Source organism: Streptomyces sp. SudanB25_2051 (assembly GCF_964272635.1).
Classification (GTDB): domain Bacteria; phylum Actinomycetota; class Actinomycetes; order Streptomycetales; family Streptomycetaceae; genus Streptomyces.
Map to the genome: position 1 here is coordinate 5,355,196 of NZ_OZ186787.1, position 23,010 is coordinate 5,378,205.

The 23,010-nt window shown below is 75.7% G+C and carries 22 protein-coding genes and 1 pseudogene; 12 read left to right on the forward strand and 11 right to left on the reverse strand.

Going from position 1 to position 23,010, the window contains the following annotated elements:
• Positions 1 to 145: 145 nt before the first annotated feature.
• Entirely contained in the window at positions 146 to 544 is a 399-nt protein-coding gene (locus ACSUPT_RS23660; protein WP_365728531.1) for a PadR family transcriptional regulator, read from the forward strand.
• A complete protein-coding gene (locus ACSUPT_RS23665) occupies positions 541 to 1,182 on the forward strand; it encodes a hypothetical protein (protein ID WP_436945457.1) in 642 nt (213 codons plus the stop codon). The genes ACSUPT_RS23660 and ACSUPT_RS23665 overlap by 4 nt, the downstream gene beginning before the upstream one ends.
• 191 nt (positions 1,183 to 1,373) lie before the next feature.
• Here the strand turns inward: ACSUPT_RS23665 and ACSUPT_RS23670 are convergent, their stop codons facing one another.
• Entirely contained in the window at positions 1,374 to 2,051 is a 678-nt protein-coding gene (locus ACSUPT_RS23670; protein ID WP_436946258.1) for a phosphoribosyltransferase, read from the reverse strand.
• A 63-nt stretch (positions 2,052 to 2,114) separates the two neighbouring features.
• Positions 2,115 to 2,792, reverse strand: coding sequence for a dienelactone hydrolase family protein (locus ACSUPT_RS23675; protein WP_436945458.1), 678 nt, complete (start codon positions 2,790 to 2,792; stop codon positions 2,115 to 2,117).
• A 186-nt stretch (positions 2,793 to 2,978) separates the two neighbouring features.
• Between ACSUPT_RS23675 and ACSUPT_RS23680 the strand changes: the two genes are divergently transcribed.
• From ACSUPT_RS23680 to ACSUPT_RS23695, 4 genes are all read left to right on the forward strand, one after another.
• Positions 2,979 to 3,722: a hypothetical protein gene (locus tag ACSUPT_RS23680; protein ID WP_361661452.1), complete on the forward strand. Its 744-nt coding sequence runs from the start codon at positions 2,979 to 2,981 to the stop codon at positions 3,720 to 3,722.
• Positions 3,722 to 4,456 (forward strand): amidohydrolase family protein, encoded by a 735-nt coding sequence (locus tag ACSUPT_RS23685; RefSeq protein WP_365728527.1) that lies wholly within the window; start codon positions 3,722 to 3,724, stop codon positions 4,454 to 4,456. The genes ACSUPT_RS23680 and ACSUPT_RS23685 overlap by 1 nt, the downstream gene beginning before the upstream one ends.
• Positions 4,457 to 4,768: 312 nt before the next feature.
• Positions 4,769 to 6,910: an RICIN domain-containing protein gene (locus ACSUPT_RS23690; RefSeq protein ID WP_436945459.1), complete on the forward strand. Its 2,142-nt coding sequence runs from the start codon at positions 4,769 to 4,771 to the stop codon at positions 6,908 to 6,910.
• On the forward strand, positions 6,907 to 7,683 hold the full coding sequence (locus tag ACSUPT_RS23695) for a hypothetical protein (protein WP_436945460.1): 777 nt from the start codon (positions 6,907 to 6,909) through the stop codon (positions 7,681 to 7,683). Before ACSUPT_RS23690 ends, ACSUPT_RS23695 begins: the two co-directional genes overlap by 4 nt.
• A gap of 112 nt (positions 7,684 to 7,795) precedes the next feature.
• Here ACSUPT_RS23695 and ACSUPT_RS23700 read toward each other — a convergent pair whose 3' ends face one another.
• The 6 genes from ACSUPT_RS23700 to ACSUPT_RS23725 all read right to left on the reverse strand — a co-directional run bounded on the left by ACSUPT_RS23700 (position 7,796) and on the right by ACSUPT_RS23725 (position 16,356).
• Positions 7,796 to 8,863, reverse strand: coding sequence for a trypsin-like serine peptidase (locus tag ACSUPT_RS23700; protein ID WP_361661464.1), 1,068 nt, complete (start codon positions 8,861 to 8,863; stop codon positions 7,796 to 7,798).
• Positions 8,864 to 8,956: 93 nt separating this feature from the next.
• Complete coding sequence (locus ACSUPT_RS23705) at positions 8,957 to 10,117, reverse strand: trypsin-like peptidase domain-containing protein (protein WP_436945461.1); 1,161 nt, start codon at positions 10,115 to 10,117, stop codon at positions 8,957 to 8,959.
• Positions 10,114 to 13,101 carry an AAA family ATPase gene (locus tag ACSUPT_RS23710; protein WP_436945462.1) on the reverse strand — a complete coding sequence of 996 codons (2,988 nt, stop codon included), beginning with the start codon at positions 13,099 to 13,101 and terminating at the stop codon, positions 10,114 to 10,116. Before ACSUPT_RS23710 ends, ACSUPT_RS23705 begins: the two co-directional genes overlap by 4 nt.
• The gene (locus tag ACSUPT_RS23715) at positions 13,079 to 14,332 is read right to left on the reverse strand and encodes a hypothetical protein (protein WP_436945463.1); all 1,254 of its coding nucleotides are present in this window, start codon (positions 14,330 to 14,332) and stop codon (positions 13,079 to 13,081) included. The genes ACSUPT_RS23710 and ACSUPT_RS23715 overlap by 23 nt, the downstream gene beginning before the upstream one ends.
• 100 nt (positions 14,333 to 14,432) lie before the next feature.
• Positions 14,433 to 15,419, reverse strand: a complete 987-nt coding sequence (locus tag ACSUPT_RS23720; RefSeq protein ID WP_361661473.1) for a hypothetical protein — start codon at positions 15,417 to 15,419, stop codon at positions 14,433 to 14,435.
• Between the two features lie 40 nt (positions 15,420 to 15,459).
• Positions 15,460 to 16,356 (reverse strand): DNA/RNA non-specific endonuclease, encoded by an 897-nt coding sequence (locus tag ACSUPT_RS23725; RefSeq protein WP_403504388.1) that lies wholly within the window; start codon positions 16,354 to 16,356, stop codon positions 15,460 to 15,462.
• Positions 16,357 to 16,595: 239 nt separating this feature from the next.
• On the opposite strand from ACSUPT_RS23725, the gene ACSUPT_RS23730 reads away from it, so the two are divergent.
• Positions 16,596 to 17,435: a caspase family protein gene (locus ACSUPT_RS23730; RefSeq protein ID WP_351964938.1), complete on the forward strand. Its 840-nt coding sequence runs from the start codon at positions 16,596 to 16,598 to the stop codon at positions 17,433 to 17,435.
• 197 nt (positions 17,436 to 17,632) lie between these two features.
• On the opposite strand, the gene ACSUPT_RS23735 is transcribed toward ACSUPT_RS23730, so the two are convergent.
• From ACSUPT_RS23735 to ACSUPT_RS23745, 3 genes and pseudogenes are all read right to left on the reverse strand, one after another.
• Positions 17,633 to 17,950 (reverse strand): hypothetical protein, encoded by a 318-nt coding sequence (locus tag ACSUPT_RS23735; RefSeq protein WP_399217806.1) that lies wholly within the window; start codon positions 17,948 to 17,950, stop codon positions 17,633 to 17,635.
• A gap of 62 nt (positions 17,951 to 18,012) precedes the next feature.
• Positions 18,013 to 18,795, reverse strand: a complete 783-nt coding sequence (locus ACSUPT_RS23740) for a CBS domain-containing protein (protein WP_436945464.1) — start codon at positions 18,793 to 18,795, stop codon at positions 18,013 to 18,015.
• A 130-nt stretch (positions 18,796 to 18,925) separates the two neighbouring features.
• Positions 18,926 to 19,555, reverse strand: a pseudogene (locus ACSUPT_RS23745) (phosphoribosyltransferase); the annotation flags it as partial.
• Between the two features lie 173 nt (positions 19,556 to 19,728).
• Between ACSUPT_RS23745 and ACSUPT_RS23750 the strand changes: the two are divergent.
• The 5 genes from ACSUPT_RS23750 (at position 19,729) to ACSUPT_RS23770 (ending at position 22,773) form a co-directional block, all read left to right on the forward strand.
• A complete protein-coding gene (locus tag ACSUPT_RS23750; RefSeq protein ID WP_361661479.1) occupies positions 19,729 to 20,148 on the forward strand; it encodes a DoxX family membrane protein in 420 nt (139 codons plus the stop codon).
• A 148-nt stretch (positions 20,149 to 20,296) separates the two neighbouring features.
• Positions 20,297 to 20,695: a cell division protein SepF gene (locus ACSUPT_RS23755; RefSeq protein ID WP_351964934.1), complete on the forward strand. Its 399-nt coding sequence runs from the start codon at positions 20,297 to 20,299 to the stop codon at positions 20,693 to 20,695.
• A gap of 74 nt (positions 20,696 to 20,769) precedes the next feature.
• On the forward strand, positions 20,770 to 21,132 hold the full coding sequence (locus ACSUPT_RS23760; RefSeq protein WP_351964933.1) for a nucleotide pyrophosphohydrolase: 363 nt from the start codon (positions 20,770 to 20,772) through the stop codon (positions 21,130 to 21,132).
• Between the two features lie 144 nt (positions 21,133 to 21,276).
• Positions 21,277 to 21,780, forward strand: a complete 504-nt coding sequence (locus tag ACSUPT_RS23765) for a DUF6099 family protein (protein WP_351964932.1) — start codon at positions 21,277 to 21,279, stop codon at positions 21,778 to 21,780.
• A 69-nt stretch (positions 21,781 to 21,849) separates the two neighbouring features.
• Positions 21,850 to 22,773, forward strand: a complete 924-nt coding sequence (locus ACSUPT_RS23770; protein ID WP_365729858.1) for an LLM class F420-dependent oxidoreductase — start codon at positions 21,850 to 21,852, stop codon at positions 22,771 to 22,773.
• The last annotated feature ends 237 nt before the right edge of the window (positions 22,774 to 23,010 follow it).

Here is a 23,010-nt window from a genome sequence, read left to right on the forward strand (position 1 = left end):
CTCTCCCTGGTGTCCGTGCGCGCCGATCAGGCATCGCGTCCAGGGTGGGGACCGCGTTGCAGGTCATTTGGTTGTACGGGGACCGGCACCCGGCCGGCCGCAACTGCCTTGCCGCGCAAGACAGTCGCCGATTATCTTGTACGGCATGACAATGGAGTTGCCCGGCGCCGGCGACCAACGGCGCAGCCAGCTCCTGCGCGGGGTGCTGGACGTGTGCCTGCTCGCCCTGATCGCGCAACGGCCCCGCTACGGCTTCGAGTTCACCCAGGCCCTTGCCGACAGCGGCCTCGACCTGGTCCGGGAGGGCAGCATCTACCCGCTGCTCGCACGCCTCGAACGGACTGGACTCGTCGACTCGTACCGCGCGCCGTCCGCCAGCGGCGGTGCCCCGCGCAAGTACTACCGGCTCACCGACCGGGGCCGTGCCGCGCTCGCTGAGGGGCGCGCGGCGTGGCGGGCGTTCGCCGGCCCGGTGACCGGGATTCTGGACCGCGCCGCCACGACGGGGGAGACCACCATGAACACGGGGGAGACCACACCATGACCACGGCAGACCGCACCGCGACCACGGCGGAGCGCACCGCGACCGCGCAGGGCGCGGTTTCGCCGGCGGCAGCCGAGCGCCCGGAGCACGACCGCGTCCTGGCGGTGTGCCGCAGCAACTGGGAGTACCGGGGCCTCGACGACGCCTCGGTGCGCGAGATGCTGCAGGAGCTCGCCGCCCATCTCCACGACGCCGAGGCCGCGGGCCGGACCGCGCGGGATGTCGTCGGTGACGACGTGCCGGCCTTCGCCGCCGTCTGGGCCCGCAGCCGGGCGCCCCTGCACCGGCGGGCCCTGCGGGTGGCGTCGCTGACCTGCGGGGTGGTGGGCGCCGTATGGCTGCTCCGCCACCTCTTCCGGTGGACCACCGAACTGCCCGTCAGCGCCTCGGACCTGGCCTTCTGGGGTCTGACCGCCACGGTGGTGGTCGTCTGCGAGCTGCGGTGGGGCAGCCTCGGACTGGGCAGGCTCTGGCTGCTGTCCCTGGCCGTCGGCCTGCCCGTGGCGCTCGGCGTCCGCCTCGTGGACGGGGGCGGCGCGCTGTTCACCCTGCCGCTGTGGGCCGCCCCGGTCCTGCTGCTGCCCGCCCTGCCGTACGCCGTCGCGGACCTCCGCGCCCGGAGGGCCGGGGAGCGGTGAGCGATCGTTCGGCGGGGCGGAGGGGCTGAGGCCCGCCGAAGCGGACGCCGGGGGCGGCCCGATCGCACACCGGGGCGCGCCGGGAGAGCCACCGGGGCGCGCCAGGAGTCACCGGGGCGCGCCAGGAGTCACCGGGGTTCGCCGTTGATTCACCGGCGGCGGCCCGACCGCAAGCCTGGGCGCGCCGGGAGTCACCGGTGGCGGGCGGGGCGCAGCCGGGCCGGGGAGGCGAGGTCCGCCAGGATCCGGAGCACCTCGTCGTCCGGGACCTGGTCGAAGTCCTCGTACCAGAGGCCGACCGCGCGGAAGTCGCCCGGCTCGGACAGGCAGACCACGTCGTCCACCTCGGCGCGCAGCTCCGCCGTCGCCCGCCGGTCGCCCACGGGTACGGCGAGCACCACCCGCTCCGGTTCCTCGCCGCGCAGGAGCCGCGCCGCCGCGCGCGCCGTGACCCCGGTCGCCAGCCCGTCGTCCACCAGGACCACCGCCCTCTCCCGCAGGTCCGGGGCGGGCGCGCCGCGCCGGTAGAGGGCCTCCCGGCGGTGCAGTTCCGCGCGCTCGCGGGCCACGTCGGCGCCCAGTTCGTCCGGGGTGATGCCGAGCATCTCCAGTGCCCGCTCGTCGAAGAGGGGCGGGGCCTCCCCGGCGATGGCGCCGATCCCGACCTCCGGCTGCCCCGGCAGGCCGATCTTCCGTACGACCAGCACGTCCAGGGGCGCCTCCAGCGCCCGCGCGACCTCCTCCCCGACCGGCACACCGCCCCTCGGCAGGGCCAGCACGACCGGGTCGGGCCACGCCTGGGCGGCCGCCCGCTCCCGTATCCGCTCGCCGAGGCGGCGCCCCGCGTCCCGCCGGTCCTCGAACCGCAGCTCCATCACGACCTCCTCACCGTCGCGCGCGTCCCGCGCGGGGCCGCCGCGCCGCGCCCCGCGTCAGGGCTGCTCGCCGTACGCCCCGGACGTGTCGTCGCCCGGCCGCAGGAACCAGTCCCGCGCCGCCCGGACCACCTGGTCCAGCGCGCCCGGCTCCTCGAAGAGATGACCGGCACCCGGTACGACCTCCACCCGGTGCGGCACCTTCAGCAGCGCGGCGGCCTCGCGGTTCAGCCGCAGCACCTCCGGGTCCTCCCCGCCGACGACCAGCAGCACCGGCGCGGTCACCCGGCCCAGTGCCTCGCCGGCCAGGTCGGGCCGGCCGCCGCGCGATACCACGGACTGCACCCGTACGGGCCGGTCCGCCGCCGCGCGCAGCGCCGCCGCGGCGCCCGTACTCGCCCCGAACAGCCCGATCGCGAACCGGCGGGTGCCCGGCTCGTCGCCCAGCCAGTCGACGGCGGACACCACCCGCGAGGCCAGCAGGTCGATGTCGAAGCGGTGCTCGGCGGTCAGCAGATCGTGCCGTTCCTCCCGCTCCGTGAGCAGGTCCATCAGCAGCGTGCCCATGCCCGCCTTCTGCAGCGCACCGGCGACGGCCCGGTTGCGGGGGCTGTGCCGGGAGCTGCCGCTGCCGTGCGCGAACACCACCATCAGCGGCACCGAGGTGGGCAGCGCCAGATCACCGCGGAGCGCGGAGCCGTCCGCGGCGGGCAGGGCGACCTCTTCCAGAATCACGTCGGCCTCCCTCTTCTCCGGGGACGGGTGCCTCCCGCGTGCCCGCCCAAACCCCGCCGTGCGCACGCGCGCGCCGGGGAGCGCCGGTGCCCGCCCCGCCTGCCGGGTGTGGCCCCGTTGACGGCGGTTCGTCCGCGTTCTAGTTTCGGGCCTGGACATAAGTCGAGGAGATGGGGAGGGGTCGGCATGAGCCGGTACGCGTGGCTGCGGCCCACCGCCGAGGAGCACATCGGCTGGGACGTGGACGTGCTGTACGGCCCCTGGCCCCGCCACCACCGCGACACGACCCTCGCCGAGGTCCGCGCCCGTCTCGCCGCGTCGCCCGTGGAGCGCGCGCTGGCCCTGTCCACGCGCGGCCCCCTCTTCGACGACGCGGGCGGCAACGCCGAGACCCTCCGGGACCTCGCCGGCTGCCCCGAGCTGCTGCCGGTCGGCACGGTCGACGTGCGCGACGCGCTGACCGCGGAGGCCCGCCTCGACGAACTGGCCGCCGCGCGCGTGCGGTTCCTGCGCCTGTTCACCGTCGACCAGGGCGCCGAGCCGGACTTCCCCGGCTACCGCAGGATCGTCCGGCTGGCCGTCGAGCGGGGCATGGTCCTCCTCCACGACGGGGACCCGCGCCGCTTCGGCCCGCCCCTCACCGGGCTCGGCGCCGACGTCGTGTTCCTCGACCTCCACGCGTACGTCCTCGCCGACTTCCTGCTGCTGGCCCGCGACGAGCCGGGCTTCCGGGGCACCACGCGGCTGCTGTCGGGGCCCGACTCCATCGAGCGGGTCGTGGAGCACATCGGCCCCCGCCACCTCGTCTTCGGCTCGCGGACGCCCTTCGTGGACATCTCGCCGCAGACGCTGAAGCTGCGGTACGCCGACATCTCCGCCGACGACCGCGCCGCGATCGCCACCAAGAACGTCGAGGAGCTGCTCGCCTGATGCCGATCATCGATGTGCACGCCCACGTGGGCCACTGGCCGTTCCATCTCACGTCCGGCGACGCCGACGCGAACCTGCGCCAGATGGACCGGTACGGCATCGACCTCCAGATCGTCTCCTCCTCCGAGGCCGTCGTGTACGACGCGGTCGCCGGCAACGCCGCCCTGTACAAGGCGCTCGCCACCCGGCCGCGCCTCCTCGGCTACGCCGTGGTCAACCCGAACCGCGCCGAGGAGAGCGCCGCCGACCTGCGCCGCTGCCTGGACACGGGGCGTTTCGTCGGCGCGAAGATCCACACCACCTATCCGGGGCGGCTGCCGGGCACGCCCGAGATGGCCGCCGCGTTCGACGTGGTCGCCGAGGCGGGCGTACCGCTCCTGCTGCACACCTGGGGCACCGAGGTCACCCTGCTGCCCGAGCTGGTCGAGGCGCGCCCCGGGCTGCGCGTCATCCTCGGCCACGCGGGCGGCGACGCCTGGCGCGAGGCCGCCCACGCCGCGGCCGCCTGCGACCGGCTGTACCTGGAGCACTGCCGGACGGCCACCGACGCCGGGCGCATCGCGTACGCCCGCGAGGCCGGAGTGCCCGTGGAGCGGCTGCTGTTCGGCACGGACGCCACGCTCATCGACCCGTGCGTCTCGCTCGGCGTGATCCGCGACGCGCACTTCACCGACGAGGAGCTGGAGCGGGTCCTGTGGCGCAACGCCGCGGACCTCTTCGGGCTGCGCCTCTGAATTCTCTACGGGCGGTAGTCGCGCCATTTCGGCGGAGTGACGCATTCCGTTGACATCGATTCAAATAGCGCGACGGCTTATCTCGATTCGATTACGACCTTCCCGTACAGGACTGGACCACTTTTCCGTTACGCGCGTAACTACCGCGGGCCGCAAGGCTTTTGAGGGTTCGTCAAAAAAAGCCAGCCGGTTACGGATCGGGCACGTTCCTCTGGTCGCGAATGCCGGAATTTTCCTCTGGCAGGCTTCCGCGCACCGTCCTCTGACCAAGGACCAAGGAAAGGTGCAACGAACGTGTCCGGACGTCGAAGAATGCAGAAGACGCCCCGCCGAAAGCCCCGCCGCCTCATACTCGCGACCGCCGCGGCCGCCGTGATGGCGACGGTCGGCGCGGTGGCCTACCAGGGGGTGTACGGGGCCGACGCGCCGTCAGCGGGTGGGAACGGCCCGCGGTCGCTCGCCCTGCCCGCGGCCGCCACGCCCAGCGCGGCGCCGGAACCGGCGGCCTCGCCCGCCCGCGACGAGAAGACCGAACCGATCACCGAGGTCCCCCGCAGCGAACCGGACAAGGGCCTCGTCTACAAGGGGCTCGAGCCCGCCCCCGAGAACGACGCCTGCGAGGGCGTCTACCGCACCGCGAGCGGCCACTGCACCCACGGCCCCGACGCCCCGCCGCCCGGTGTCGACATCAAGAAGGACACCCCGCCGGCCGTGAAGGCCGCCGTCCCCGCCGAGGATCCCGCTACCGCGCCCGGCACCGCGCCGGACGGCAGGGCAGCGGACGGCACGGCATTGGACGGCACGGCAGCGGACGGCAAGGGCGGCGATGCGGCCGCCGGCGGCCCGCAGGCCCCCGCCTCCGCGCCCGCACTCGACGCGGCCGCCGCCAAGGGCGGTGCCACCGCAGAACCGCCCGCCGCGTCCGCGCCGGCCGGCACCGCCGGCACCACCCGCACCGCCGCGAGCGGCCCCGCCGGGCAGACCGTGCAGTGCGAGGGCGACGGCGCCACCGGCAACCGCGTACAGGTCGTGTACGTCCACCCGCCCGGCAAGGACCGGTACGCCCAGTACCTGCCGTCCTTCCGCAAGTGGGCGGCCGACGCCGACCTCATCTTCGCCCAGAGCGCCCGCGACACCGGCGGCGTCCGCCACATCCGCTACGTGACGGCCGCCGACTGCACGCCCACCGTGCTCAACATCGAGGTCCCCGCCTCCGCGCTCGCCGAGTTCAGCGCCACCAACCGCGCGCTCGCCGCCAAGGGACTCGACCGCCGCGACCGCAAGTACATGATCTTCGCGGACGCCCAGGTCTACTGCGGCATCGGCACGTTCGCCGGCGACGAGCGGCCCGGCCAGAACAACCTGAGCAACTTCGGGCCCTCGTACGGCCGCACCGACTCCGGCTGCTGGGGCGGCCACACCGCCGCCCACGAACTGGGCCACAACCTCGGCGCCGTGAACAACAGCGCCCCCAACACCAGCCGGGGCGCCCACTGCACCGACGAGTGGGACGTCATGTGCTACTCGGACAGCCCGTACTACCCGAAGATGCGCACCGTCTGCGGCGACCGGGACTACGAGAACCGGCTCGACTGCAACCACGACGACTACTTCCACACCAACCCCAGGCCCGGCAGCTACCTCGCCACGCACTGGAACATGGCCGACAACCAGTTCCTGATGCGCCAGAGGGGCAACGGCACCGGACCGGGCCCGGACCCGGCGCCCACGCCGACCCCGTCGCCCACGGGCGGCACCGGCACCCCGGCCGGACCCGACGTCACCGTCGGCCAGATCGCACAGGACTCGGCCGTCGCCAGCTGGCGCGCCGTGCCCGGCGCCGCCTGGTACCAGGTCCACCTCGACGGCAGGCCGGCCGGATGGGTCAACGCGCCCAGCGCCCGCCTCTACAACCTGAAGCCCGGCACCGCCTACACCGTCGCCGTCTCCGTCCGCGACACCTCGGGACGCGACGGCCGACCCGGACGCGCCACCTCGTTCCGCACGGCGGACGGCGGCGGCGCGAACCCGGCGCCCGGCACCCGCTACGTGCTGGCCAACGGCGCCACCGGCAACGCCGCCGAGATCTGGGGCGGCCGCACCGCCGACGGCACCGTCCTCGTCGGCTCGCAGCGCAACGGCTACGCCCAGCAGCAGTGGTACTTCGACGACGCGGGCAACGGCTACACCCGCATCCGCTCCGCCGTGTCCGGCAAGTGCCTCCAGACGGGCGGCACCCCGTCGGCGGGCATGTGGGTCGCCCAGCAGCCGTGCTCGGGCGCCGCGAACCAGCGGTGGCGGATCACCCGCGGCGGCAGCGGCGTGACCGTCACCGCGGGCGACACCCGGTACGCGCTGGGCGTCAGCAACCGCCCGTACTACGGCTCGTGGCTGATCGAGCTCCAGCACCCCTCGGGCGCCGCGGCGCAGGTGTGGACGGTCCAGAAGCCGTGACCCGCGTCCACCGAGCCCTCCGCGCCGCCGTGCCGGCGGCCCTCGCCGGCCCCGCCCTGTGGCTGGCCGCGCCGATCGCCGCCCACGCCCACGGCGGCGGCCTGGCGGTCGACATCACCGGCCAGTCCTCCGGACGCGTCGAGGCGACCGTCACCTGGGCGGGCGACGGCGACCCGGTCGAGGAGCGGGTCGCGGCGACCGTGAACGCCGTGAGCGCCGACGGACGTGCCCTGGGCCCGTGGCCGCTGGTCCGCGCGCCCGGCACACCGGCCGGCTACACCACCGACGAGGCGCTGCCGCCGGGCCGCTGGCAGGTCACGGTCGAGATCGGCCACCCGGGCCTCGGCCGCGCCCAGGAGCGGCTGGAGGTGTCCCCGGGCACCCCGGCGTCCAGCCCCCCGCCGCGCCCCGACGGCGCCCCGGCCACCGGAGCCGCGACAGCCGGCCCCGGCACCCCGGACGCCCCCGGCACGGGCCCCGGCCCGGCCGCCGGTACGGCCTCCGCGCCCGTCACCGGCCCGGTCACCGGCCCCGCGTCCGGCGGCTCGGCATCCGGGTCCGCCCCGGCCGCCGCGACCGGTACGGGCTCCGCATCCGGCACCCGCCCGGCCGCCGCGTCCGGTACGGGAACGGCCAGGGGCGCGGCTCCGGCGGGCGGGTCCGCGGTCGCCGTGACGCTCGCGGCGGGCGTCGCCGTGGCCTGCGCGACCGGGTTCGTCCTGGCGCGCCGCCGGGCCGGGGCGCTGCCCCGGAGCCGTACGGCCGGCCGCTGAGCCGCACCGGGCCGGGGCGTCCCGGCCCGGTCCGCCATCCCCCCACACAGCGCCCCGGAGCCCCCACGCTCCGGGGCGCACCCCTGCCCCGCGCGGGCAACGCCCCGCCGGTTCACACGTAGTTGAGCCCCGCCTGCCGCACCAGCGGGTCCTCCAGCATCGACCACAGCGGCACCGCGTAGTTGCCGAAGCCGTACCGCCCGCCGAAGTGGAGGCCCAGGACGCGGTGGTCGGCCAGGTCCAGCACGGGGGAGCCGCTGTTGCCGCCCAGCGTCGAGCAGTCGTGCGTCAGCACGTTCCGCTCGGGCAGCAGCCGGCCGGCCGTACCGGGCTGCAGGCGCTTGACGTTGTACACGTCCATGAAGATCCGGCGCATCGACTCGGGCTCGTTGCGCCGCCCGTCCCACGCCGGATGCCCCACCACGTACACGGGGTGGCCCGGCAGATCGGCCGGGGCGTCCGCCGCCACGGCGAGCGGGGCCGGCAGCTCCTGCCCGCCCGGCGCCGGCGCGACCCGCAGCAGCGCCAGGTCGACGTCCCGGTGGACACCGATGACCTCCGTCACCGCGTACGTCAGCCCGCCCGCCCCCGGCAGCGCCCCGTACTCGCGGGCCAGGTCCATCGCGGCGGCGAGACCCGGCTGGAACGTCCACGCCGACGCGCCGTCGTCCGCCGCGAACTCCACCGCCACATGCCGGTTGGTCATCACCACGTCCGCGCCGACCAGGAACGCCGTCCCCACCCAGTCCAGGCGCAGATGCCCCGACACGTCGACCCGGCCCACCCGCGCCAGGGTCTCCCGGATGGCCGCCCGGTGGCGGTTCAGCACCTCCCACTCGCCCTCCTGCGGCGGGAAGTCCGCGTCCTGCACGAGGATCGCGGGCCGGCCCTCCAGCAGGACGATCGCCTCCATCCCGAACGACTCGTCGTCACCGATCTCGTCGTCGCGGCCCTCGGCCAGCTTCTCCAGGCCCCGCGCCCCCGCCTGGAGGACCCGCGCCCGCTCCTGCTCGGCGAACCGGGCGATCTCCTCGCCCGGCGCCTCATCGGCGGGCGGTTCGTACGCCGACTCCGGGACCTCCCGCGTCAGCCCTTCCCGCACCCGGTCCGCGACGCCCCGCAGATCGGCGAAGATCTCCGCGGGACCGGCCGCGACCGGCGACCTGCTACGGCTGGCCATGTGCTGCTCCTTCCCACTGCCGACGGGTCCTGCGACGGTCCGCCGGGCGTGTCATCCGGCGCCTCCCGCGGCGGTCCCCTGAGGCTCCCGGTCTCACCGGGGCGCCCCGGCCGCCGCCTCGCGCCGTACCGCCTCGATCTCGGCGTGCACGTCCGGGGCGTGCGCCGCGAGGTGCGCCAGGACGGCGGTGATCTGCGTGCCGACGTTCACGAACGCCGTGCCGCGCCCCTGGAACGACACGTTCTCCACGCGCCGCGTGCCCCGGTGCAGAGCCACCACCCGCCAGTCGTCCGTGAGGACCGGCGAGCCGGACGAACCGCTGCGCGTGTCGGTGAAGTAGTGCAGGTCCCGGTCGTCCGCCTCGAACACCAGGTTGTTGCGGAGCGCGACCCGCTTCGGCGCGCCGCCCGGGTGCTGGATGATGTTGACGGCCACCACATCGCCCTGCGCGATCCGCAGCGTCCGCCCGTACAGCGGCAGCACCGGACGGGCGGACGGCTCCGCGAGCCGCAGCACCGCGTAGTCCAGCTCCGCGTCGGCGGCGGCCAGTTCCTGTACGCCGGCCTCCGCGGTCTCGGTGTCGTCGCTCTCGTAGTCGAACCGCGCGCGGGCGGTGCGCGCCTGGTCGAGCAGGTCGCCGGGGGCGGCCAGGGGGCGCGTGCCGCCGGAGCCGGTACGGGCGTTGACGACATGGTGGTTGGTGACCAGCAGCCGGGGGGTGATCAGCCAGCCGGTGCCCGTGTGGGGGTTGCCGTTCGGCTGCAGCGGCCGCCCGCCCTCCAGCGGCGGCACCGTCACGCGGGCGACGGCGGAGCCCGCCGCGTCACCGCCCCGCAGGAACGCGAACGGCACCGTGTCGTCCCGGTGGACGATCTGCTCCTTCATCTCCGGCACCGGGCGCCCGGCGAGGACGTCCGGCTCGCCCGCCGCGTCCCGCGCCACATCGTCGAGCGCCCGCTGGAGCACGGCCAGCGGCGCGGCGGCCGTGGTCTGGGCGACGGCGTTGCGCAGCCAGATCTCCAGCGGCACCGAACCGTCGACCAGCCGCTCCACGCGGTTCATCTCCACCAGGTCCGACTGGGTCTGGAGGCCCGGAGCGGCGAGCAGCGGCAGCGTCGCCCGGTACCGGGGCATGATCCCGTTGAACAGCAGCGGCCGCACCGCGGGGTCGGTCAGGCCCGCGTCGAGGGCCGCGTCCCGCACGGCGAGGATCTCCTCCTGCGACAGGAAGCCCATGGACGTCCCACCGGTCACGGCAGTTCACCGCCTTCCCCGCCGCCGCGCAGCGCCGCGGCGACGCTCGCCGCGATCTGCCCGCTGCCGTCCCTCAGCACCAGCAGCCGCCGCGCGAGCTCGTCGAGCGTCCCCCGGTCCCGTACGAGCCGCAGGATGTCCGTGACGTCCGTCGGGGGCGGCGCGGGCGCGGCCGGCGCCTCGGGGGGAGGCGGCGGCGCCCCGGCGGGCGAGGGACCGGCCGGGCGGGCCGGCACGTCGTGCGCGCCCGCCGCCGACCGCAGGATGTCCATCAGCGGCCGCAGCAGCAGCGGGTCCGCCTTCACCGCGCGCCGCAGGCCCGCACCGAGCACCTCCAGCACCTCGTCGCCCTCCGGAAGGCCCACCAGGTCCAGCGCGTGGTCCAGCGCCCGCGCGTCCAGCGTGTACACCTGGGACGCCGCCGCCCGCACCAGAGACGGCTGGACGGCCAGCACCTCGTCCGGCACCTGCCGCAGCCGCCGCGCCAGCCGGGTGTCGGCGTCCCGGTCCGGCACCTCCGCCTCGTCGGCGAGCCGGGCCCGCGCCAGCATCGCGCCCACCGCCTCCAAATCCTGCCCGAGGCCGATCGCCACGTCCTCGGCGAGCCGCAGCTCCCGGTCCGCGCTCTCCGCGTCGCCGTCCTGCTCCGCGAGGCGCGCCGACAGCAGCAGCAGCTCCAGCTGCCGCTCCCCGCAGTCCGCCTCGCGCGCCCCGTCGACCGCGTCCGACGCCACCCGCCGCGCCTCGGCCCGCCGCCCCGCCCGGTCCAGGGCCTCCGCGTACAGCGCGTGCAGGGGGCTGCACGGCGTCCAGGGGCGCCGCTCCGCGAGCCGGGCGAGTGCCTGCTCGGTGAACCCCTGCGCGAGCAGGTCCTCCACCTCCCGTGCCGCGATCCGCTCCCAGTCCTCCTGGTCGGCCTCCGCCATCACCAGGTCAGAGGCCCCGCCGCGCCGCCGGTGCGCGCTCAGCAGCGCCGCCGCGCGGGGACTCATCTCCTCCTGGGCGCCCGCCAGCAGCCGCTCCACACCGGGCAGCCACCGCTCCTCCACGGTGCGCGGGTGCTCGCCGCGCCGCAGCCGGTGGTAGATCTCCTCGGCGCGCGCCTCCAGGCCCTCGCGCGCCGCGTAGTACTCCACGGCCCGCCGCTCCACCTCCCGCGTCGGCGACGCCGGGTCGCTCGCCGCGAGCCGCAGCATGATCGCCCGCACGTCGGACCGCACCCGCACCGCCTCCGGGCCCGCCGGTTCGACCAGGTCGAGCCGGGACAGCGTCCCGAACAGCCGCCGCGCCTCGGCGGGGTCCGGCACGGCCACCCCGCACGGCTCGGCCAGCACCTCCCGGATGACGTCCGGTGTGATCAGCCGCAGCACCAGCCCGGCCTGCGCGACGCGCCGCACGTCGGGGTCGGGGATGTGCTGCAGGATCCGCTCGTAGAGGATGCCCTGCACCAGCAGCTGGTCGACGCGGCGGAAGAAGTCGCGGCGCCGCGCCGGCAGGCTCCCGATCAGCTCCTTCACGCCCATCGCGTCCGAACCGGCCAGCGCCGCCGCCCGCGCCGCGAGCCGCAGGCTGAGCGGATGCCCGCCGACCCGTTCGGCCAGCGTCCGCGCGAGCTCCGGGTCCGCGACCCCGCACGCCCGCAGCAGCGCCACGGACGCCTCCGGGTCCAGGTCCCGCAGCTCGATCTCCACCGGCCGCGCCCCCTCCCTCGGGTGCCCGACGGGCGAGCGCCCCGACACCACGGCCCGCACCCTCGGGTACGCCTCCGACAGCGCCACGAACACCGCCCACATCCGGCCCAGCGCCGGCGAGCCCCGGTACTGCGCCTCCTCGAAGGAGTCCACGACCAGCACGAACGGCGGCTCGCCCGGCGCGGCCCGCCGCAGCACCTCGCCGACCTGGCGGGACAGGGCGCTCTCCCGCTCGCTGGCGCCCGACAGGAACTGCATCGACGACTTGCGGCCGACCCCCGCGCGCGTGGTGGCCAGCCGGTTGAGCTCGGCGACCCGCTCCTCCTCGGCCCGCTGCTGGTGCGCCTCCTCCTGGCAGGCGGTGGCCAGCGCGTCCAGCTCGGCCCGGAACGCCGGGTACTGGATGCCCAGTTGCCGCGCCGACTCCGCGACCAGCGTCACCGGCTCGTGCACCGACAGGGTGGGCCGCTCGAAGTCGATGTACGCGAAGGGGAACGGGAACCTCCGTACGCCGCCGCCCAGACCGCCCGCGTCGGCGCCCTCCCGCAGCGCGTCCAGCAGGAACGTGGCCAGGAGGGTGCTCTTGCCCATGCCGCCGGGGCCGTGCACCACCAGCGGCGCGGGCACCGTCCGGGCGCCGCCGGGCGGGAGTGGCGCGTGGACGTGGTCGCGCAGCGCCGCCAGCTCCGCGTCCCGGCCCATGAACGGCACCCGCACCAGCCGCTCCAGCGGCTGCAGCAGCCGGGCGAGCTCCAGTTCGCCGCGGACGACCCGGGCGTCGGGCAGCCCGGTCACGCCCGGCACCAGCGACAGCCACAGCACGGCCTGCAGCACGTCCGCCAGCTCGTCGGGGCCCGCGCCCGCCGTCTGGGGCGGCTTGCCGCGCAGCACGTCCAGGCACACCTGCTCGGGCCCGGGGCAGTCGGGCGCCGCGCCCAGGTTGGCCTCCAGGGCCCGCAGCGCTTCCTCAGGGCCGGGCAGGGCGCGCAGGGTGGCCGCCCGCACCTCCGGTTTCAGCGTCCACTCGGTGCGGTCGGCCATGCCGGTCGCCGTGCAGTCCGCCGCCAGCTCCATCACGGCCCGGCCGGTCGGCTCCGCCTCGTCCGGCAGGCGCAGCCGGCGCGGGTCGAAGGAGGTCAGCAGGCACGCCGCCGTGCGGTAGCCGCACCGCGCGTCCGGCACGGCTCCGGGCGGTCCCGCGGCGGGCCGCAGCTCCTGCCGCAGCCGGCTGCGGAACAGCTCGCACAGGGCCGCCGCGCCGGTGCCGGGCTCAGCGGAGGGTTCGGTAGACACGGACCGCTCCCTCCACCGCGGTACCCAGGCGCCGCATGTAGCTCTGCGCGCACGGCTCGGACCCCGCCCCGCCGTCCCCGGCGCCGCCGCCCCCGCCACCGTCCTCGGGGCCGGTGCCGCCCGCGTACCCGGGCCCCGCCGTGCCGCCCGCGCCGCCCGCTCCCGCCGTGCCGTCCGGGTCGCGGGCCGCCGCCGCGAGGACCTCCTCCACGGCCACGTCGACCAGGCCGGTGAGCGCGGCCTCCCGCTCCTCCGCCGCGAGCGCGGCCAGCGAGGGCGGCGGCTGCTCGCGGACGTACCGGTCGAAGAACGCCCGCACCTCGTCGGGCCCCGCGGTGCGCGCCCGGTCCCAGCACAGGCTGTGCCGCAGCTCGTACGGCAGCTGCCGGGTCGATTCGCCGTACCCCAGGAGCACCAGCCGCGGCGCCTGGTCGCGGCGGACGGGCGCGTGCTCGTACAGGGCGAGGGCCAGCTGGCTGATCAGGTCCCACACGTCGGAGCCCGGGTCGAGCCGGTCGCAGTCGTCCAGCACGAACCAGTACCGGTCCTCGGCGGCGGTTGCCTGGAGCACCACCCAGTGCACCGCCTCGTCCAGCGCCGGCAGCGGATCGTCCAGGTCCGTCGGCACGGGCGGCACGACCCCGGCGCGCGGATCGGAGACGAACGCGGCGAGGCGGCGTACGACCTTCGTGGCCGTCATCGTCGGGCCGAGCAGCACCCGCGCCGGGCGGAAGCCCTGGTGCTGGGCGATGTGCCGGATGAAGGTGTACGTGTACGACCGGCCGCTGTACGGCTCTCCGTCCACCAGCAGCACCGACTTGTCGCTGTCCGCGACGAACGCGCGCAGCGTCTCCCGCAGGTCCTCCCGGTCGAGGAACACCTCGGCGCCGCGCAGCACATGGGTGCGGAAGACGTCCTGCGACCGGTGCGCCTGCGCGTCCCGCTCCAGCTGGGCGAGGTATTCCTCGGCGTCCCTGACGTACGGCAGGTTCCGCAGGCGGTCGTTGAGGACCAGCGCCCGCAGCAGCCGCACCTGGCCGTCGATGGTGCGGCGGGACGCCTGGACGAGGACGCGGGCGTTCTGCGCGCTGACGGCGGTCAGCGGCAGCCCGCCGATGAACTCGGGCGCGAAGCCGGCGTGCCGCAGCTGCGTGTACGGGTCGGTGGAGTCCAGCAGGTATTCGCGGACCCACTCGGTGACCTTGTCCCACTCGGGGGTCTCCAACGGCATTGAGCACCTGCCCGGTCGTCACCGTCGTGCCGGTCACCCTCCCGGTCGCCCCGTGCCCCCCTTCGGCCCTCTCACGTTCATCGTCACACCGGGTAGGGGCTCATGCAATCCGGCTGAACACCCGGCGCACCGGGTCCCGCACCAGCGGGTTCGACAGGTACTCGCACGCCCCGTGGTGGTTGGCGCTCCCGTTACCGACCAGCAGATCCGTCACGCGGCCCGGCGGGGCGTAGTCGGGGCGGAGCGTGTGGTCGAGCGCCACGAGGTCCCGAGCGTCGGAGGCGTTGAGCCACAGGGCGACACCGGGCGGCACGGCGGGCGGCGCGGCTAGGCAGTCCTGGACCTCGGTGATGCCGAGCGGCGATCCGAGCGTCACGAACAGGTCCGCCCGCTGCCCGCGCTCGGCCAGCACCTCGTACGCGACGATGCTGCCCAGGCTGTGCCCGACGACGACCAGCGGTCCGCCTCCGTCCGCCCGCCGGGCCGCCTCGGCGGCGTCCAGGGCGTCCGCGACGACCTGCCGCACGGCCGGCCCCGCGCCGCCGAAGAAGTACGCGTGGACGTCCTCGAACACGTACCGCACGAGCAGCCGGAACAGCGACGTGCGGGCGGGCCGGGGGAGCGGCAGCGCCCGGGGCAGGGGCTCCTCGCCCGGACCCGGGCGGCGCTCCTCGGCCAGCGCGAGCGCCTCCGCGAGGTAGGCCATGTCCCGCAGCCACCCGCCGAGCGGCCCCTCCGCCACGGCGGGTCCGCCCTCCGCGCCGGCGCGGGCTCCGGCCGCCTCCGCCTCCCTCGCCGCGTCGGCGGCTGTGCGGGCCACGAACCGGGCGGGGTCCTCCAGCGGCGGCGGCGCGGGCGTCTCCGCCTCCTCCTCGGCCTCCGCCTCCGAAACGGCACCCGGCCGCCCCTCCAGCGGGTCGTTCAGCCGGTCCGGCAGCGGCTCGGGGTGGCGCAGCGGCGCCCAGTACGCCAGGTGCGACGTGCCGTCCGCGTCGTGCCCGAACAGCGCCCGGTCCCACTGCGCCCTGAGCAGGTCGGCGCGCGGCTTGGGTCCGCAGCCGTGCACGTACACGATCCGGGGTCGCATGGGGCCTCCCGTGGCTTCGGGCCTGTCTGGTCCGGATGTCTCAGAGGTTCAGGGCGGACTCGTCGGGTGCCTCCAGGCGCCGCCAGCGGGCCTCCGGGGCGCGGGCGGGCGGCATCAGGTCGGCGGCGGGCAGCGGCCCCAGGTCGAGGCCGGTCAGCAGGGCCACGTCGGCCACCGGCACCTGGTACGTGCGGAACGCGCCCAGCGGCGGCGGCGCGCCCGGCACGGCCCCGGCGAGGGCCCGGTCGGCGTCGCGCGTCAGGTCGGGGCTCTGGTCGAGGACGTACGCCGTCGCGGCGAGCCGCCCTTCGTGGACGAACGCCGCGACCTTCCAGAAGCGCAGCGGCACCTGCACGCCCCGGTAGGGCGGGTCGGCGTCGTGCAGCACCGGCCCGGTGAGGACGCTCAGCTTGCGGTCGTGGCGGGCGGCGTGGTCCAGCAGGTAGTTCTCCAGGCCCTGCCACACCTGCTTGCCCTGGTTGAACACATCGGCCTGCGGGGCGGCGTTCGTGTAGTGGAACGTGTCGCCGTCCGCGCGGTGCGCCACGGCCGTCGCGCCCCACACCGGGTCGAGGCGGCGCACCAGGTGCCCCCGGTCCAGGGAGTTGTTCCGGTACACCTCGGGGCCCGCCTGCCAGTCCTCCGCCACCCGCGGGTCGTACCGCCAGTCGTCGGTGCGCGGCACGTCCTCCACGAGCCGCTCGCCGTCGATGGCGACGGCGGTGGCCGCGGCGAGCCTGCGGTCCGGGCGGAGCAGGACGCTGAAGTGGGTGTACGGCAGCACGACCGTCTCCACGCTGGGCGCGGTGAGGCGCGGCAGCGGTACGGCGATGCCGAGGAAGCCCTCGTCGTAGCCCTCCCGGTCGGCCAGCGAGCCGCCGGCCGGGCGCTCCGGCGCGGGGCCCGCCGAGCCGTCCGGTTCATCGGAAGAAATCACGATCCGACTAGTACCGCGCGGTGGCGGCCCCCCAACGGCACCGCCGCCCACGCCACCCCATCAGCGCAGACCGCCGCCGACGGGCCGCGGCCGGGGGCGGTCCGCCGCGGCACCGCGCCGGTGACGGACCCGTTCAGGCGGATTTCCCCGCCCGGCCGCCGTCCGGCGGTTCGCCCGGACGCCCCGCACGGAAGGGATGGCACCGACCAACCCGCAGCCGCCCGCGCTAGGAGAACTCGATGGGTGCCACCGGCCTTTCCCTGCACATCGGACTGAACACGGTCGACCCGGACCGCTACGACGGCTGGGACGGCCGCCTCCTCGCCTGCGAGAACGACGCCCGCGACATGGCGGCCCTCGCCTCCGACGCCGGGTACTCCGGCACTGTCCTCATCACCGACGAGGCCACCGTCGACGGGGTGACCGCCGCCCTGCGCGCCGCGGCGGCCCGGCTGCGCGAGGGGGACGCCTTCCTGCTCACGTACTCCGGCCACGGCGGCCAGGTCCCGGACGAGACCGCCGACGAGCCGGACGCCCTGGACGAGACCCTGGTGCTGTACGACCGGCAGTACCTCGACGACGAGCTCAACCGCGAGCTGGCCCGCTTCGCCGACGGCGTGCGGGTCTTCGTCCTGCTCGACTGCTGCCACAGCGGCAGCGGGATCGAGGTGCGGGACCTGCTCACCCCGGAGGCGCTGCGGGAGCAGTTCGGCACCGACGACCGGGACGAGATCGAGACCGTCTCGCGCCTGATGCCGGTCGCCCGCCAAGGGGCCCTCTACCAGCGCGACAAGGACTTCTTCCGGGAGCTCCAGCGCGAACTGCGCGCCGACGGCCGACCCGCCGACGCACTGCTGGTCTCGGCCTGCCAGGACAACCAGCTCGCCTCGGACGGCCAGGTCAACGGCCTGTTCACCGGGACGCTCCTGAAGGTGTGGGACAAGGGCGCCTTCCGGGGCGACCACCGGGCCTTCCACCGGGCGATCACCCGCCGCATGCCCGCGAGCCAGAGCCCGAACCTGTACGTGTCGGGGCGCCCGGCGGAGGAGTTCCTCGCCCAGCGCCCGTTCACCGTCTGACGCCCTCGGGCCCTGATGCCCCGGCGCGCTGACGGTCTGACGGCCGGCCCCCGGCGCCCCGAGGCCCTGGTGGCTTACGCCCCGAGGCCCTGACGGCCGCCGTACGTCCCGAGGCTCCGAGGACCCGTCGCCCCGTGGCGCCGCCGGCTCGCCCGGGCACCCCGGCCTGCCGCCGGACGCCCGAGAGCCCGGCCGCCTCAGCCGAACAGGCCCCGCACGCGGATGGTCCGTACCGGCCGGTCGCGCCACGCGGAGGCCCGGCCGGGCCGCACCGGCCCGTGCGCCGGCAGCCGCGCCCCGGGAGCGCCCGGCACGCCGCCCTCGCGGCCCTTCGCCTCCACTCCCCGCTCGGTACGGGGCGACGCCCCCCGCTCGGTACGGGGCGACGCCCCCCGCTCGGTACGGGGTGACGCGCCCGGCTGCGTGCGCTGGGCCGCGCCTTCCGGGGCCGTGCGGTCGGAGCCCTCCGGCTCCCGCTCACCGCCACGGCTGTGCCTGGACCTGTTCGTCACCACGCCACCTCCTCCACGCGGCGCTCGCCGAGTCACCGGACACCACGTCGGGCCGCGGTCCCGCCTCACGGCACCGGCGAGATCCGGCCGTCGTCCTGCCGGGGCGGGAGCCCCGGCATCACCGGGTACGGGTACGGCGGTCGCGCGCCCACGCCGGGCAGCACCTCGGCGCGCCGCCCCGCCAGCGCCGCGACGACGTCGGCGGCCGTGAACAACCCGGCCAGCGTCCCGGCGTCCCCGACGACCGGCAGCGCGTCGCAGCCGTTCGCGTCCATGACGGCGACCGCCCGGCCCACCGGGTCCCCGTGGTGGACCACCACACACCTGCGGCAGCGCACCAGGTCCCAGGCGTAGCGGCGGGACAGCGAGACGGCGGGCGCCGCACAGGCGACCGCGACCTCGGCCCGGTCCAGCAGACCGGCGCACCGCCCGTCCGGCAGGACCACCGGGAGGTGCCGCGCCCCCGAGCGCTCCAGCAGCTCCCACGCGGCCAGCACGGTCTCCCCGGCCGCGACGGTCACCAGCGACGTCCGCATCACCTCCCGCACGGCCCGCTCCAGCACCGGCACCGGGCCCCGCCCGGTGGCGGACCCGGCCTCGGCGGCTCCCTCGTCGCGGGCGGCGGGGGCACCGGGTCCGGCGGATGCGGCCGCGCCCGCGGCAGGGGCCTCGGGGACGGCCCGAGCCGGTCCCGGCCCGGCGGCGGGGGCGGACGGTTCGGCGGCGGGGACTCCCGGCGCGGGGGCGGGCGCCCGCGGGGCCCGTGCCCCTTCCGGCCAGGGGGTTTGCGAGGCGCCTTCGGGCGAGGGGGCCCGCGGGGCGCCCTGTCCCGGCGCGTGCTGCCTCATGACGGCCTCCCGTACGGTCGGCGTCGGAAATGTCCGTGCGCGGTCCTCACCTTCCACTGTGGGACCTGTACCGCCCCGCGCAAGAGGGTGCGGCCGCTTCACGCGCCCCGGTTCAGCCGCCCTCGTGCGGGGCGTGCCGCGAGAGCAGCCCGGCGACCTCGTCGTCCGGGGTCTGCGCGAAGTCGTCGTACCACTGCCCCACCGATCCGAACCGCTCCGGCGACGCCAGGCACACCACCTCGTCCGCCTCGCGCCGCAGCAGCTCCAGCGCCTCCAGCGGGGCCACCGGGACAGCCACCACGACCCGCGCGGCGCCGTGCGCCCGTGCGACCCGGCAGGCCGCCAGAGCCGTCGAACCCGTCGCGATCCCGTCGTCCACCAGCACCGCCGTACGCCCCCGCAGCGGCACCCCGGGCCGGTCGCGCCGGTAGCGCCTGAGCCGCTCCTCCAGCACGTCCCGCTCGGCCCGCTCGACCCGCGCCCTGGCGTCCTCGCCCACACCGGCGGCGCGCACGACCGCGTCGTTGACGATGCGCACGCCGCCCTCCCCGATCGCGCCGAAGCCCAGCTCGGGGTGGGAGGGGACGCCCAGCTTGCGGACGACCAGCACGTCCAGGGGCGCGCCGAGCGCGGTGGCCACCTCATGGGCCACCGGGACCCCGCCGCGCGGCAGCCCGAGCACGACGGGGCGGTCCGGGCGCAGCTCCCGCACGGCCCCGGCCAGCTGCCGTCCGGCGGTCGCGCGATCCGTGAACCGCATGCCTCCAGCGTAGAAGCCCACCCGGCGGGCCGCCTGTTCGTCCGGACGTATCCTGGTACGAGGTGTTCCTCCCTCACCCGACCATCCCCGCGATCCCGGCGGTCCCCGCCGGCCCCCGCGCATCCGGGGCCGGGAGACCCCGGCGGTCCACGCGATCCACGTGGAGGACGCAGATGGACATCCTCGTACTCATCGGGCGCATCCTGTTCGCCCTGCCGTTCCTCGCCTTCGCCGCCAACCACCTGACGAAGACGCAGTACATGGCCGGATACGCGCAGAGCAAGGGCCTGCCCGCCCCCAAGCCCGCCACCCTCCTCAGCGGCGTGCTGCTGCTCCTCGGCGGACTGAGCATCCTGCTCGGCGTCTGGGCGGACCTGGGCGCGCTGCTGCTGCTCGTGTTCCTCATCCCGACCGCGCTGGTGATGCACGCGTTCTGGAAGGAGGACACCCCGGACGGCCGCCAGGCGGAGATGACCCACTTCCTCAAGGACATCGGACTCGCCGGTGCCGCGCTGATGCTGCTCGCGTTCTTCTCGTTCGTGGGCGACGAACTCGGACTGACCGTCACCGGCCCGCTGTTCGACATCGACTGACGGGCCCGTTGTGCGCCGGCCGACGCGCCCGCGGCACCGCCTGAGGGCCCGACGGCACCCGGTCCGCGGCGGCGGCCCGGGGCGGCGCTTGGCGACACGACCCGTGTCGGAGTTGGGCCGAACGGGTGAGGGACGCCAGGATGGGTGCATGAGTAGGTACGAGAGGTACGACGTCACCGACGAGCAGTGGGAGGGCCTGGCGCAGGTCGTCCCGCTGCGGGGGCGCGACGAGTGGCCGTCCAGGGTCGATCACCGCACGGTCCCCCAGGACTCCGAGGCCGGGGCGCAGCGCCGCATGGTGGTGCTGCGCGTCCAGGTCTTCGCGGACGCGCGGGAGGTCGCCGAGTACCTCGTCGCGCAGATTCCCGTGCTGCTGGACCTGACCAGCGCGGACACCGAAGTCGCCAAGCGGGTGCTGGACTTCAGCAGCGGGGTCGTCTTCGGCCTGGGCAGCTCGATGCACCGGGTCGACCGGAACGTGTTCCTTCTGACCCCGGCCGGCACGGAGGTCGAGGGCACCGCGGCCGCGGCCGGCCCGCACGCCTGACGGGAGATCCCGGCACCCGCGGGTGTCCGGGGCGGCCCGCCCCGGCGCGGGCGCGGGTGGTAGACCTGACGCCTGTGACCGAACTGGACGTTTCTGGACTGCAGCGCAGGCTGGCCGAGTTCGCCGCCTCGCGCGAGTGGCAGCCTTACCACACCCCGAAGAACCTGGCGGCGGCGCTGAGCGTCGAGGCGGCCGAACTGCTGGAGATCTTCCAGTGGCTGACGCCCGAGGAGGCCGAGCGGGTCATGGACGACCCGGACACGGCGCACCGCGTGGCCGACGAGGTGGCCGACGTGCTCGCGTATCTCCTGCAGTTCTGCGGGCGGTTGGGCGTCGATCCGCTCCAGGCGCTCTCCGCGAAGATCGACCGGAACGAGCGGCGCTTCCCCGTGGGGCGGCCGCCGGGGCGGGCCGCACGCCGTGATCGTCAGACGTGATCGTCACTCTGCGGAGTGATGGAGTTATTCACACTGAGCTTCGTGTCCACAGATTTCCGAATTCCCCTGGTGTTTGGGCTCGGACCGCTTCACTCTGGGTAGTGAACTTGTGAGCGGACAGTCGTACGAACGGGGGCGGCGGACATGGATGCGGAACGGCTCATCTCCCTCAGCCGGAGTGATCTCGCCGAGAGCCGGGCGGTGCCCGAGATCATGGCGTCCGTCTGGCAGGCGCAGTGCCTGGCCCAGGCGATCGGCGACCATCTGGCGCTGTTCGGTCCGCGGGAGTTGCGGGGCGAGGCACGCGGACTGGGGGAGACCGGCGGCCGCGGCGTCGCGGGCCCCGACCACCCGGCGCGCAGGCCGGGCGCGTCGGCGGCGGCGCAGCTGTCCGGCGTCCTCGACCCGCGCGGCACCTTAGTGGCCCTCGGCGTGCTGCTCGGGGAGGTGGGGATGGCGCTCGTCTCCGTGGCCTGCGCCACGGACGAGGAGGGCCTGTACTGGCAGTGCATCGAGGCGATCGACGCCGCCGACGAGGCCGGCGACCGCGTGCGGATGATGCTGCGCCGACTGCCGGTCCGCGACCTGTCCAGACCGCCCGAGCGGGCGGAGGAGGCCGACCCGGCGGACTCGGCGGCGGGGCCGTGAGGGCGGGGCGGCGAGGGGCGCGGCCCGTCGCGGTCCTGCCGGGGACGCCGATCGGTGCAGGATGGAGTCATGGATCTGCGCATCTTCACCGAGCCCCAGCAGGGGGCGAGCTACGACACCCTGCTCACCGTCGCCAAGGCCACCGAGGACCTCGGCTTCGACGCCTTCTTCCGCTCCGACCACTATCTGCACATGGGTTCCGTCAGCGGGCTGCCCGGCCCGACGGACGCCTGGATCACCCTGGCGGGCCTGGCCCGTGAGACCAGCCGCATCCGGCTGGGCACGCTGATGACGGCCGCCACGTTCCGGCTGCCGGGCGTGCTGGCGATCCAGGTGGCGCAGGTCGACCAGATGTCGGGCGGCCGGGTCGAGCTGGGCCTGGGCGCCGCCTGGTTCGAGCAGGAGCACACGGCGTACGGGATTCCCTTCCCGAAGGAGAAGTTCGGCCGGCTGGAGGAGCAGCTCGACATCGTCACCGGCCTGTGGGGCACGGAGACCGGCAAGACCTTCAGCTACGACGGGAAGTTCTACCAGCTCGCGGACTCCCCGGCACTGCCCAAGCCCGCCCAGGCGAAGGTGCCGGTGCTGATCGGCGGGCTCGGCGCGAAGCGGACGCCGCGTCTGGCGGCGCGCTACGCCGACGAGTTCAACATCCCGTTCGCCTCTGTCGCCGACACGCAGGCGCAGTTCGGCCGGGTCCGCACGGCCGCCGAGGAGGCCGGGCGGAGCGCGGACGACCTGGTGTACTCCAACGCCCTGGTGGTGTGCGTCGGCAAGGACGACGCGGAGGTGGCCCGCCGCGCGCAGGCCATCGGCCGGGACGTGGACGAGCTGAAGGAGAACGGGCTGGCCGGTTCCCCGGCGGAGGTCGTCGACAAGATCGGCCGGTACGCGGAGGTGGGCAGCTCCCGCATCTACCTCCAGGTCCTCGACCTCCACGACCTGGACCACCTGGAGCTGATCTCCTCCCAGGTCCAGTCCCAACTGAGCTGAGCCAGCCGCGACGGCCCGGAACGGTGCGCCGCGACCGCTGTGGGCCCTGCCCTAGGGCGGCGCGGGCCCGGCACCGCGACTGCTGTGGGCAGTCGTTCCGCTGGGGCGGAACGGGTGGGCACAGCCCACGACGGCGGCGCCGGAGACCGGGACCCCCGCACCCAGGACGGCCGGGCCTGTCCAAGGCGGGTTTCCCGGTCGGGCGACGCCGCCACCAGGGGAGGCGGGGCCACAGCC

Coding starts and splice junctions, on each gene's coding strand:
- ACSUPT_RS23715 (WP_436945463.1), bottom strand. CDS start 14,332: ATGCCGTTGGAGACCCCCGAGTGGGACAAGGTCACCGAGTGGGTCCGC.
- ACSUPT_RS23700 (WP_361661464.1), bottom strand. CDS start 8,863: ATGGCCAGCCGTAGCAGGTCGCCGGTCGCGGCCGGTCCCGCGGAGATC.
- ACSUPT_RS23690 (WP_436945459.1), top strand. CDS start 4,769: ATGCAGAAGACGCCCCGCCGAAAGCCCCGCCGCCTCATACTCGCGACC.
- ACSUPT_RS23770 (WP_365729858.1), top strand. CDS start 21,850: ATGGATCTGCGCATCTTCACCGAGCCCCAGCAGGGGGCGAGCTACGAC.
- ACSUPT_RS23665 (WP_436945457.1), top strand. CDS start 541: ATGACCACGGCAGACCGCACCGCGACCACGGCGGAGCGCACCGCGACC.
- ACSUPT_RS23765 (WP_351964932.1), top strand. CDS start 21,277: ATGGATGCGGAACGGCTCATCTCCCTCAGCCGGAGTGATCTCGCCGAG.
- ACSUPT_RS23720 (WP_361661473.1), bottom strand. CDS start 15,419: ATGCGACCCCGGATCGTGTACGTGCACGGCTGCGGACCCAAGCCGCGC.
- ACSUPT_RS23660 (WP_365728531.1), top strand. CDS start 146: ATGACAATGGAGTTGCCCGGCGCCGGCGACCAACGGCGCAGCCAGCTC.
- ACSUPT_RS23750 (WP_361661479.1), top strand. CDS start 19,729: ATGGACATCCTCGTACTCATCGGGCGCATCCTGTTCGCCCTGCCGTTC.
- ACSUPT_RS23755 (WP_351964934.1), top strand. CDS start 20,297: ATGAGTAGGTACGAGAGGTACGACGTCACCGACGAGCAGTGGGAGGGC.
- ACSUPT_RS23740 (WP_436945464.1), bottom strand. CDS start 18,795: ATGAGGCAGCACGCGCCGGGACAGGGCGCCCCGCGGGCCCCCTCGCCC.
- ACSUPT_RS23680 (WP_361661452.1), top strand. CDS start 2,979: ATGAGCCGGTACGCGTGGCTGCGGCCCACCGCCGAGGAGCACATCGGC.
- ACSUPT_RS23685 (WP_365728527.1), top strand. CDS start 3,722: ATGCCGATCATCGATGTGCACGCCCACGTGGGCCACTGGCCGTTCCAT.
- ACSUPT_RS23730 (WP_351964938.1), top strand. CDS start 16,596: ATGGGTGCCACCGGCCTTTCCCTGCACATCGGACTGAACACGGTCGAC.